Source organism: Mucilaginibacter defluvii, assembly GCF_039543225.1.
GTDB classification, from domain to species: domain Bacteria; phylum Bacteroidota; class Bacteroidia; order Sphingobacteriales; family Sphingobacteriaceae; genus Mucilaginibacter; species Mucilaginibacter defluvii.
The window spans coordinates 363,187-375,436 of the sequence record NZ_BAABJI010000001.1 but is presented as its reverse complement, the minus strand read 5'-3'; the positions used below and the strand labels follow the sequence as shown (position 1 = coordinate 375,436).

General features: G+C 45.4%; 10 protein-coding genes. 1 reads left to right on the top strand and 9 read right to left on the bottom strand.

Going from position 1 to position 12,250, the window contains the following annotated elements; all coding sequences use genetic code 11:
• Positions 1-90: 90 nt before the first annotated feature.
• Positions 91-2,193, bottom strand: coding sequence for a glycoside hydrolase family 97 protein (locus ABD960_RS01625; RefSeq protein WP_345329140.1), 2,103 nt, complete (start codon positions 2,191-2,193; stop codon positions 91-93).
• 314 nt (positions 2,194-2,507) lie between these two features.
• On the opposite strand from ABD960_RS01625, the gene idi reads away from it, so the two are divergent.
• The gene (gene idi, locus ABD960_RS01620; protein WP_345329138.1) at positions 2,508-3,035 is read left to right on the top strand and encodes an isopentenyl-diphosphate Delta-isomerase; all 528 of its coding nucleotides are present in this window, start codon (positions 2,508-2,510) and stop codon (positions 3,033-3,035) included.
• A gap of 13 nt (positions 3,036-3,048) precedes the next feature.
• Here the strand turns inward: idi and ABD960_RS01615 are convergent, their stop codons facing one another.
• The 8 genes from ABD960_RS01615 to ABD960_RS01580 form a co-directional block, all read right to left on the bottom strand.
• Positions 3,049-5,118: a hypothetical protein gene (locus tag ABD960_RS01615; protein ID WP_345329136.1), complete on the bottom strand. Its 2,070-nt coding sequence runs from the start codon at positions 5,116-5,118 to the stop codon at positions 3,049-3,051.
• 52 nt (positions 5,119-5,170) lie between these two features.
• Complete coding sequence (gene fabG, locus ABD960_RS01610) at positions 5,171-5,914, bottom strand: 3-oxoacyl-[acyl-carrier-protein] reductase (protein ID WP_345329134.1); 744 nt, start codon at positions 5,912-5,914, stop codon at positions 5,171-5,173.
• 118 nt (positions 5,915-6,032) lie between these two features.
• Positions 6,033-6,236 carry a cysteine-rich CWC family protein gene (locus ABD960_RS01605; RefSeq protein WP_345329132.1) on the bottom strand — a complete coding sequence of 68 codons (204 nt, stop codon included), beginning with the start codon at positions 6,234-6,236 and terminating at the stop codon, positions 6,033-6,035.
• A gap of 22 nt (positions 6,237-6,258) precedes the next feature.
• The gene (locus tag ABD960_RS01600) at positions 6,259-6,990 is read right to left on the bottom strand and encodes a hypothetical protein (RefSeq protein ID WP_345329130.1); all 732 of its coding nucleotides are present in this window, start codon (positions 6,988-6,990) and stop codon (positions 6,259-6,261) included.
• Positions 6,991-7,125: 135 nt separating this feature from the next.
• On the bottom strand, positions 7,126-7,785 hold the full coding sequence (locus ABD960_RS01595) for a hypothetical protein (RefSeq protein WP_345329128.1): 660 nt from the start codon (positions 7,783-7,785) through the stop codon (positions 7,126-7,128).
• A 106-nt stretch (positions 7,786-7,891) separates the two neighbouring features.
• Positions 7,892-8,581, bottom strand: coding sequence for an OmpW/AlkL family protein (locus ABD960_RS01590; RefSeq protein ID WP_345329126.1), 690 nt, complete (start codon positions 8,579-8,581; stop codon positions 7,892-7,894).
• Positions 8,582-8,777: 196 nt separating this feature from the next.
• Entirely contained in the window at positions 8,778-11,150 is a 2,373-nt protein-coding gene (locus ABD960_RS01585; protein WP_345329124.1) for a ribonucleoside-diphosphate reductase subunit alpha, read from the bottom strand.
• 107 nt (positions 11,151-11,257) lie between these two features.
• Positions 11,258-12,235: a ribonucleoside-diphosphate reductase small subunit gene (locus ABD960_RS01580; RefSeq protein WP_345329122.1), complete on the bottom strand. Its 978-nt coding sequence runs from the start codon at positions 12,233-12,235 to the stop codon at positions 11,258-11,260.
• Positions 12,236-12,250 lie beyond the last annotated feature (15 nt).

The following is a 12,250-nucleotide window of genomic DNA, read 5'->3' as shown; positions in this document are numbered from 1 at the left end:
AGAGATGGAGAAAAGCGCATAAGAACAAAAAATCCCCCGGCACTTGCGCACACGGGGGACACCTTTATAAACCTAATAGAACCAATTTTATTATTTTACACTGATAGCGAAACCACCGCCCGGTGCCACAGCCTGTTTAAGTACTGTTTTTGAGGTCACCTTAATTTTACGGATGGTATAGCTTTGCGGATTTTTATCGTAACTGGCATTCTTGCCATCGGCATAGATGGTAGCTTCGTAAGTTTTTCCTTTGGGCAGATAATCAAATTTAACTACGGCTGTACGGGCGTTCTCGTCTGTAACACTGCCTACAAACCACTCGTTTTTACCTTTGGCCTTACGGGCGATAGTGATATAGTCGCCGGGCTCAGCCTCTAATACGTAAGAGTCATCCCAATCAACCGCCACATCTTTAATAAACTGAAATGCGTCATAAAACTTATTATAAGTTTCAGGCAAATCGGCAGCCATTTGCAACGGGCTGTACATGGTTACATACAAAGCCAGTTGCTTAGCCAGCGTGGTATGTACAAATGAATTATTGTCAGGGTTGTAAGCGCTAATTTTAGTTTGGAAGATACCCGGCGTATAATCCATCGGGCCACTGATCAGCCTGGTGAATGGCAGGATAGTAGTATGATCGGGATTGTTACCGCCGAATGATTCGTACTCGGTACCACGTGCCGCCTCATTACCGATGAGGTTAGGATAGGTACGTGCCAGTCCGGTAGGCCTGATGGCCTCGTGCGCATTCACCATAATTTTATAATCGGCAGCTTTAGTAATAGCATACAAATAATGGTTAACCAGCCATTGGCCGTAATGGTGCTCTCCACGCGGAATGATCTGCCCTACGTAGCCGCTTTTAACGGCGTTGTAACCATTCTCTACCATAAACTTGTAAGCAGTATCCAAATGGCGCTCGTAGTTACGTACCGAGCCAGATGTTTCGTGGTGCATAATGATCTTTACGCCTTTTGATTCGGCATAGCGATGCAGCTCCTTTACATCGAAATCAGGATATGGTGTAACAAAGTCGAAAACGTAATCTTTGGTTTTGCCAAACCAGTCTTCCCAGCCCTGGTTCCAGCCTTCAACCAATACGGCATCTATCCCGTTCTTAGCGGCAAAGTCAATATACTCCTTAACGTGTTGTGTATTGGCACCATGCTTACCATTCGGTTTGGTCTTGCTGTAATCGGTTACTCCAAGCTGTACATTCTCCAGATCGGTATAAGCCCAGGTGCTTTTGCCGGTGATCATCTCCCACCATACACCCACGTATTTAATCGGCTTTATCCACGATACATCTTTGAACTTGGTTGGCTCGTTCAGGTTATATACCAGTTTCGACATCAGGATATCGCCGGCTTTATCGCTCACGATAACCGTACGCCATGGTGTTTGGGTAGGCGCCTGCATATAGCCCTTATCGCCAATAGCATCAGGGGTCAAAAATGATTCGAGCACGAAATTCTTATCATCCAGGTTTAACGACATGCACGAGTAATCAACCAGCGCGGCCTCATGTATATTGATGTACAAGCCATCTTTGCTCTTCATCATCAGCGGGGTTTGTAACCCGGTTGGCGAGAAGGTGGTTTGCGAAACATTTGGGGTAACGGCGGCCTTCATTTTACCACGAACTTCAGACAAGTTTGAAGTTACGGTACTGTACTCCTGCGTATCAAAATCACCGGGCAGCCAAAACGCTTTATGATCGCCGGCTAAGGCAAACTGTGTGTGCTCCTCTTTAATAATAAAATAGTTCAGATTTTTTTGTGAAGGAAACTCGTAACGGAAACCCAAACCATCATTAAACAAACGGAACCGAATGCGGATAAAACGATCCTTCTCTGCTTTTTGGGTAAGTGTTACCACCAACTCGTTATAATGGTTGCGAATATTTTTTTGCTCGCCCCAAACCGGTTGCCAGGTTTCGTCGAACGTGCTTTTTTGTGTGTCGGTAATGGTAAAACCGTTTAAAAATGAGGGAACATCCTTGGTTTCGATGCCAAGCTTGCTGGTTTTTATAACATCTTTCTTTTTATATGTAAGGCTGTACGTTGGTACCCCGTTATCCTTAAGCTCAAAATTGAGTACAAGGTTTTTATCGGGCGAGGTGATCTGCTGGGCATCTGCAGAAAATATACCGGCACATATTAACAGCATCAATAATAAATAACTACGCATACGCTAAATGGTTTATAAGTAAATATTGGTTAAGGCAAATTTTGTAAAGTATTTGCGCGAACAACGGTTTTTTATTTAAAATTTAAGGTTACTATTAAAATAAATAATTAAATATCAGACTATTAATAAAATAATCACATCACCAAATCAACGAATTATTTAAACTGATTTACGGCGTTTACACGCCGCTTATCAGGTTGAGCAGGTGTTGAGCAGTGCGTTAATGAAATGTTTAAACAACATTTGCGTTTATAGTTTGTATTTTACCCCCCTGACATTCATCCGCATGGCTAATTCTGCCGTATATACAGCAAATGGAAAAAGTAATTCTTGTTGACAGTAACGATAACCCGATAGGCACTATGGAAAAAATGGAAGCGCACTATAAGGGCGTTCTTCACCGTGCCTTTTCTATTATATTGCTTAACAACAGGGGCGAATTACTGCTGCAAAAACGTGCGGCCGGCAAATACCACTCGGCCGGCTTGTGGACGAACACCTGTTGCAGCCACCCCCGTCCGGGCGAGAGTAATATGGATGCCGCGCAAAGACGGCTGCAGGAAGAAATGGGCATAACTTGTGAACTTACCGAAGCTTTCTCTTTCACTTATAAGGCCGACTTAGGCGAGGGCTTATTTGAACACGAATTTGACCATGTTTTTACAGGCACTTACTCCTGCAAACCCGAGGTAAACCCCGACGAGGTAGCCGACTGGTTATATATGGCTCCCGAAATGATCGCGCGCGACTTAAAGGAACATCCCGAAGAATATACGTATTGGTTTAAGATATTGTATGAGGAGTTGTGCGCACGCGGATACCTTAGCATGGCTGTATCATAGTTGAATCACCCGGTTACACCTCTCCCTCCCGTTTTCGGATAAACCACTCAGCAGATATAACGAGCAGTATCGCGCCGAACACCCATTTTAAATCTACCAGTTCGTTGTAGTGTTTATCCTCGTAAACTACCGTTTTTACACTTTCATTCTTTTTGATGAGATCAGACAGCTTGCCTAAGTCTGATGGCATCAGCATTACACCCCCGCTTTCCTGGGCTATATCATGCAGTAACTGATGATTCGCAACCGATTGGCGCGCCTCGGCATCTATTTGCTTCACGGTGAATTTACCTGAGGCGGTAAATGCACGGTTACCTAATTTAACAGTAGCGGTATATGAATACTCCGCCGGCGGCAATGCCCCGGCATTTAAGCTATAGCTCTGCCCTGTCCTGCTCAATAAAAAACTAAGGTTACGTCCTTTTGCGTCCCTTATATTAATGCGGGCATCGGGCGTGTTTACCAGTTCAAGGGCATCATTATATAATTCGGCGTTGATCAGCACATCCTCACCTTCATCAAAAACAGCCTTAGCGGGGTACAACCTAAATTGCTGCCTGTCGGCATTGGCCGTTAAGTATTGCACGCTTTGGCTCATCAGCTCGTTAAGCGCGTTGTTGTTTCCAAAAGCGGCGTACTCGGCCAGCTTCCATCGCCATAAACCTTCGCCGGTTAACACGGCTGTACGCCTGCCACCTTCAGCTGCAAAAGCCAGTAAGGGGTAAGTAGTGCTTACATTACCTATACGCTGTTTAAATAGTATACCGGTGGCCGACTTGCTGCCGTAATTGCCAAAAGGCGCCAGTAGTGGTGGCATTTTATTTATTTTTTGCCGGGTCGAATCGCTCAAGGTAAATGCCGAGAAATTTTCGGCAGGCTGGGCGAATACTTCCTGCATTTCGCTGCGGCCGGCCGAAATGCTAACCAGTTGCTGACTGGCATTTAAAGCAGTAATATCCGTTTGCGCGCCTGCCATATACCAAACCGGCAGGCTGGTATTCGCCACAAATCGCTGAACTCCTGGTGCCGATGCGGGCAATTGAAATAATATCAGCAGGTTATACTCGGCAGGTTTTATAGTAGCCAAATCAGTAAGTAATACAGTTTTTACCTCGTAATTGCGATTTACCTCGATGGCGTTTTTAACGACCGCTATATCCGGATGAACATTTTGGTAGACCAACAGTATTTTTTGGCGGGCATCCAGCACATCTATATAAAAAGTTTCATTGTTGTTTACGGTAGTTACTTCGTTGCTAAGCGGCGCAAGGTTAACGGTAAATTTATGCAAGCCCTTTTTACCGGCGTTAAGTTTAACCGGCACTACCTGCCTGAAGGTGTTCCCCTTAATTGGTATGGCGCGGTTGTAAACCTGCCTGCCATCGTCGGTAATACTGAGCCGCATAGCTTCGCCGTTACTTTGGTAGGCCGAGGCCAGTATCTCCACCTCAAAATCATTCCCTAAAAAAGCGGTTTTATTATAGTTGACGTTGCTAATGAGAACATCACGATGTTGTGTGGTATCGCCCAGGGCAATAGTGTAAAAACCGGCTTTGATGTTGCGGGCTTCATAACGCGGGTCAGCGCCATGATTATATATACCATCCGAAGCTATAACCACTGCACCGATGTTGCGGTTTACAAAGCGGTTATTCAATTGTTTTAATGCCGAGGCGATGTCTGTTTGCCTGCCGCTGTAACCGGAGGCAAGGCCATCGTGCAAACCGTTATCAAAATTAAACTCCTGCACATGGTAATCATCACCTAACTGCTGCTTTAGCTGCCTTAATGGGGCAGATATAGAATTTGCAGACGATTTTACTGATGTTGAGTTATCCTGAAGCACCAGCACCAGCGGTTTCTCGGGTTTGTAAGTAACAGATTTTACCAGGGGCGATAACAGCAGAAATGCAATTAGGGCCACAGCCAATGCCCGCAGCACAGACAGCCCGTATCGAAAACTCTTGGAGATGTTAACCGGTTGCCTGTACAATAACCACGCATAAAACAGCCCCGTAAGCATGCACACCGGCACCCACCAGCCCGAAACATCACCCCAGGTTATTGAAAACAAAAACAGCATACTTGATAACCAAATATGCTGTTTTTTTATTGTGTTTATGCAAAAATACGGTCTATAACATACCACCGTCAACCGCGATAACCTGGCCGGTGATGTAAGCTGCCATGTCCGACGCCAGGAACACGCAGGCATTGGCTATGTCTTCGGTTTCACCGGCACGTTTAAGCGGAATATTGGCTGTCCAGCCTTCAACTATTTTCGGGTCGAGCACGTCGGTCATTTCGGTGCGGATAAAGCCCGGCGCTACCACGTTGGTACGTATGCCGCGCGAACCTAACTCCTTAGCTATTGATTTGGAAAAACCAATGATACCGGCTTTTGATGCCGCATAGTTAGATTGGCCAGCGTTACCCTGCACACCTACTACCGAACTCATATTGATGAACGCGCCTTTACGGTTCTTCATCATAATTTTTGAGGCGGCTTTGGTTACGTTGAATATTGATTTCAGGTTTACGTCAAGCACCTCATCCCATTGCTCCTCGGTCATGCGCATCAGCAGGCCGTCCTTAGTGATGCCCGCGTTATTTACCACTACGTCAATCGTGCCGAAATCGGTAACAATATCATTGATCAGCTTTTCGGCTTCATCAAATTTGGAAGCATCACTGCGGTAACCTTTAACCTGGGTACCAAAGCTTTGTAACTCCTGCTCAAGTGCCTGCCCTTTTTCTACAGACGATAAATAAGTGAAAGCCACTTTTGCACCTTGTTCAGCAAATTTTTCGGCTATTTTACGGCCTATACCTTTTGAAGCGCCTGTAACCAGGGCAACTTTTCCTTCTAATAGTTTCATTATTTCAGTGTTGAATATGAGGCTGTGAAGGTAAGAAATTAGTCCGGAAGTTCGAAAGACGGAAAGTTCGGAAGAAGCTTCTTTTACTTTCGGACGTGCGGGCTCACGGACTTAAAAACTAAAGTACCATCTCCCTATACTCCTGCTGAATGATGAGCAAGCATTGGGCACACAGGCAGCCGTCGTAATTTTCGCTGATGTATTGGGTTTCGTTAAGGGTAAGCTGCACGGCGCTGCACTGGCATTTGGTATAGGAGTTGGCCTTGCATTCAAACGCCGCGTTGCAGCGTTCACATCTTATTATCTCATGTTTTGAATGCATATCCTATCCTCATTAAGCACACCTAAAAACTGTAGGTGAGCGTAGCCACACCAGCAACCGACTTAGCAGACTGAAAATCGCCACCCGTGCGGCTATTGGCGCTGCCTTGCATAAAGATATTATATTTTCCTTCAAAACCAATACTGAAAGCGTCGTTAAGCGCTATATCTATACCCAGTTTAGGTGCAAAATACCCCCACTTGTCTACATAACTTTGCGAGAAATTGCCCTGTGAACCGCTCACCACTGCACCGTAGCGAGACGTCATGTTACCGAGGTTTACACCACCAAAAAGCCTGAACCCGCCCGATAGGTTAAAGTTGTATATCGCGCTGCCATAAAAACCGGTAAAACTGTTGTTAGTTAGTTTTACACTCTGGTCAACAGCCCCTGCTTCGCCCATATCAACGCTTACAGAAACATCGTTAATAGCCGGCTTGTAGCTGTGCCTGCTTAACGTGATGCCGAAGGTAAAGTTGCCCACGTATTTTGATACACTGATGCCGATAAGCGGCGCGCCTTTGTAGTTCGCGCCCAAATCGCCTTGCGGCGAATCAAAACCTGCCTGTAGTGATACTCCCCATGATGCATACCCGAACTCACCCGAGCCGCCGTTGCCAACACCCGCCGCGTCGCCGTCATAGTTCAATCCACGGTTTGAGCGTCGCTGCGCATCAGCCTCCGTGCAAAATAAAAAAACGAGTAATAACGCACCTATAATGTTAAGTGCAAATTTGGGGATGTTGATATTCATGCTTTGCGATAAGGTTATCACTGGTAAAAGTATATAAATAACCCCATGCACCCTAACAAACAATACCAATTAATTCAAAAATCAACTACCGGTTAAAACACTACAAACCAAACAAAAACAAGTTAAACCCACATGCTAAAAATGATAAGTAAGTATCAGCGTAGCAGCTACTGAATTGAATAATTTGCCTCCGCTGGTATTGGTAACGTAATCATAGCCGGTTACATAAACGTTGTATTTAGCTTCAACACCTATGCCTATGCGGCTACTGGTGAGATAAGTAAAACCAGCCTTAGGAGCAAAGTAAAAGTTGGTATTGTTAATTTCACAACCGCATTCGTCATCATAATTGTAAATATCCTCGTAACGCTTAAGCCAGGCCCCCAGGTTGAGGCCACCGTATACCTTAAAAAAAGGCGTTATCAATTTATCATAAGCGCCACCAAAGTAAAATCCTAATACAATAAACCTGTTATCAACCATGCCTATAGCATTACTTTTTACGGGATAAGCATGGTGGTTAATGTTAAAGTTCAGTGTAAAATCATCTACCTTTTTATATAAGCCTATGCCGTAGGTCGGGGTAACACGGTAGTTTTGGCTCAACGCCCCTGTCGGGAAATCGTACCCGAACTGCCCGCCTATAGCCCAGCCCTTGCCCTGGTTAAAGCCAACATAACTTTCATCAGGCTCATACTCTATAACCGGTGTTTGTGCTTTAACCGCCGGGCAGTAAAACAGGGCTATTAATAAAAGCGCGACTGCGGGTAACTTAAAATGGTACAGGTTTATCATTATATGATCAGGGTAAAGGTGAACAATTGGTTGATTACTGGTACAGACGCAAAAAGCGCCGTACCGTTTAACCGGCACAGCGCTTTTATTTATCTAAACCAATTTTTTATAAGCGGCAGCCTATACCTATGCCTATCAGCCATGGGCGTATCTTAACATCGGCAGGTATGTTGCGCAGTGTTGGCTCAAGACTTGGGTTACCCGCCGGGGTGAGGTTTGAAGCATCTACTGTAACATCTGTTGAGAGGAACAGCTTCTTCATGTCCACGTTTACAAACCATTTTTTATTCAGGTCGATGTCCACACCGGCCTGCGCGGCAAAGGCAAAGCTATTCTTGTAATCAACGCCTTTAACGGTCGAGCCTTCATCGGCACCATAAAATATGGTGTAGTTGGCACCCGCGCCGATATATGGCCTTACTATACTGCCAGTAGGCACATGGTATTGCAGCGTTAGCGTTGGCGGCAGCAACCATACTTTACCCAGGTCAACATCGGCAGATGCAGGGCCGCCAATAGCGGTGAGGTTTGATGATGTGGTTTTCACTTTGTGGCGGGTTGTACCCAATATCAGTTCGGCCGAAAAGTTATTGGCGAAGTAGTAAGTAAAATCAAGCTCAGGGATAAAGCTTTTGCTGATGTCGACATCACCACCGATTACGCCTATATTGGCTTTCTCCTGCGGGATAACACCCACACCACGCAAGCGAATGTTCCATTCGCCTTTCTGTTGAGCAAAGGTGGTTGTTGAAGTAATAAGTAAAATTGCGGCAAGTAGTATTCGTAAATTTTTCATAATACATTTAAGTTGATCTATGCCTCAAATGTATTGGATGCCGCAGTGGCGACACATGACGGGGAGCACCTACGGGGATGATGCTCGTCATGCAAAAAAATGCCTGTAAACAAAAAAGCGGGGACGCATTCCAAAACGCCCCACGCTTTTTTAGTAAAACTATTAAACTGACACTTTAATAGCTACAGGATCGTAGTTATGCCGAACAGGTTACGCAGCCCTCTTCCATTGAGCAGCTTGGGCCTGCAGGTATCTCATCGGCAACCTGGGCAACGTGATCCGGGATAACCGGTTCCATGTTTTTGCCGCCCTGGTTTTCAACCGTAAACTTAACCGCTTGTGATGCCGCCTGCGTACGCAGGTAGTACATACCTGTTTTAAGGCCTTTCTTCCATGCGTAAAAGTGCATTGAAGTAAGTTTTGACGCGTTTGGCGAGTTAATGAACAAGTTAAGCGATTGCGACTGGCAAACATAAGCGCCCCTGTCGGCTGCCATATCGATGATGTTACGCATCTTAATTTCCCATACGGTTTTGTACAGTTCCTTAATATCGGCAGGTATTTCAGGAATATCCTGAATTGAGCCGTTAGCGCTGATGATCTTATCCTTCATGGTGGTGTTCCATAAACCAAGGTTAACCAGGTCGCGCAACAGGTATTTGTTTACCACGATGAATTCACCACTTAATACACGGCGGGTATAGATGTTTGAGGTATAAGGCTCAAAGCACTCGTTATTACCCAATATTTGCGAGGTTGATGCGGTAGGCATTGGCGCCACCAGCAGTGAGTTACGCACACCATGGTTCATTACATCAAGGCGCAGATTTTCCCAATCCCAACGGCCGCTTTCCGGAGTTACACCCCACAGATCGAACTGGAATTTCCCTTGTGATAGCGGTGAACCCTTGAAGGTTTCGTAAGCGCCATCCTGGATAGCCAAATCCTTTGAAGCCGTCATTGAAGCGAAGTAGATGGTTTCAAATATCTCTTTGTTAAGTTGTTTGGCGGCATCGCTTTCAAACGGTAAACGCAGTTGTATAAAGGTATCAGCCAAACCTTGTACGCCTAAACCTATCGGGCGGTGGCGCAGGTTTGAGTTACGGGCCTCATCAACCGGGTAGTAATTATGGTCGATAATGCGGTTCAGGTTCAATGTAACCTGGTAAGTAACCTCATATAATTTCTCGTGATCGAACACGCCGTTGTTGATGTAGCGCGGTAAGGCCAGCGATGCCAGGTTACAAACCGCTACCTCATCAGCCGAGGTGTATTCCATGATCTCGGTGCAAAGGTTTGAGCTTTTTATAGTACCCAGGTTTTGCTGGTTTGATTTGGCGTTTGCGGCATCCTTGTACAACAAATAAGGCGTACCGGTTTCCACTTGTGAGTCTAACACCGCAAACCAAAGCTCCTGTGCTTTAATGGTTTTACGGGCACGGCCTTCTTGTTCGTATTTAGTGTATAATGCTTCAAACTCGGCACCAAAGCAATCCGCTAAACCCGGTGCTTCATGCGGACAGAACAGGCTCCAATCCTCATTGGCCTCAACGCGTTTCATAAACAAGTCTGAAATCCAAAGGGCATAGAACAAGTCGCGGGCGCGCATTTCTTCCTTACCGTGGTTTTTACGTAAGTCAAGAAACTCGAATACATCAGCATGCCAAGGCTCCAGGTAAATAGCGAAAGCGCCTTTACGCTTGCCGCCACCCTGATCAACATAACGGGCAGTATCATTAAATACACGCAGCATCGGTATGATACCGTTGCTGGTACCGTTGGTACCGCTGATGTATGAACCTGTTGCGCGTACGTTATGGATGCTCAAACCTATACCACCCGCACTTTGCGAAATTTTGGCGGTTTGTTTCAGGGTATCATAAATACCGTCAATGCTGTCATCCTTCATGGTCAGCAAAAAGCATGATGACATTTGTGGTTTCGGCGTACCCGCGTTGAATAGCGTAGGTGTAGCGTGGGTGAACCAACGCTCGCTCATCAGGTTGTAAGTTTTGATAACGCTGTCGATATCGCTTTTGTGGATACCTACCGATACACGCATAAACAGGTGCTGCGGACGTTCCACTATTTTACCGTCGATTTTTAGCAGGTATGATTTTTCAAGCGTTTTAAAGCCGAAGTAATCGAACCCGAAATCGCGGTCGTAAATAATGGTGCTGTCTAACACTTCAGCATTATCTCTGATCACTTCCCAAACGTCATCAGCGATCAGCGATGCGTTTTTGCCATTCTTGCTATCTACGTACTCATACAGCATACGCATGGTTTCGCTGAATGATTTTACCGTGTTTTTATGCAGGTTTGACACAGCTATACGCGATGCCAGCAAAGCATAATCCGGGTGCTTGGTGGTTAATGACGCGGCAGTTTCAGCAGCCAGGTTATCCAGTTCCGAAGTGGTTACGCCATCATATAAACCCTCAATCACCTTTTTGGCAACGTCAATCGGATCAACCAGTTGAAACCCGTAGCACAACTTCTCGATACGTGCTGTTATCTTATCAAATTTTACCGACTCTTTGCGGCCATCTCTTTTTATTACAAACATATTGCGTGCCCCCTAACCCCCTAAAGGGGGAGTTTCTAAGTGAGTGTATTTATTATAGTTAATTATCTTTTTTGCTCCTCTCCTTTAGAGGAGGTTGGGTGGGGCTGTTAAAAGTCCTCATCCAGCGAGAACGATTTGCTCTCGGGTACGTTGTTTAGTACACCGCTTTTTTGATAGTCGCCTACGCGCTTTTCAAAAAAGTTGGTTTTACCCTGCAAGCTTATCATCTCCATAAAATCAAACGGATTGGTAGCGTTATAGTGCTTATCATAACCCAACTCTTGCAACCATCTGTCGGCCACAAACTCAATGTACTGGCTCATCAGCTTGGCATTCATGCCTATCAGGTTAACCGGTAACGCATCGCTTACAAATTCCTTTTCTATTTCAACGGCATCGGTAATAATGCTCGTTGCTTCCTCTTTGCTCAACTTGTTGTTAAGCATACTGTATAGTAAGCAGGCAAACTCACAGTGCATACCTTCATCACGAGAGATCAGCTCATTGCTAAAAGTTAAGCCCGGCATCAGGCCACGTTTTTTAAGCCAGAACAGTGAGCAAAAGCTACCCGAAAAAAAGATACCCTCTACCGCGGCGAAAGCTACAAGGCGCTGCGCAAAGGTGCCGTTCTCAATCCATTTAAGGGCCCATTCGGCTTTTTTGCCTACACATGGCACGGTATCAATGGCATGGAATAAACGGTCTTTTTCAACAGGGTCTTTAACGTAAGTATCAATCAACAGGGCGTATGTTTCAGAGTGTATATTCTCCATCATGATCTGGAAACCATAAAAGCAGCGTGCTTCAGGAACCTGTACTTCACTCATAAAGTTCACCGCCAGGTTTTCGTTCACAATACCATCGCTGGCGGCAAAAAACGCCAGTATGTGCGATATGAAATGCTTTTCGCCGGCGTTAAGCGTTTCCCAGTGCTTCAGGTCGTCGCTAAGGTCAATTTCCTCGGCTGTCCAAAAGCTGGCTTCGTGCTTTTTGTACATTTCCCAAATACGGGGGTAATTAATGGGGAGAATCACAAAGCGGTCTTTGTTCTCTCGTAGCAATACTTCATCGTTTTCCTGTTTCATAAGCGCCTCGTTAAT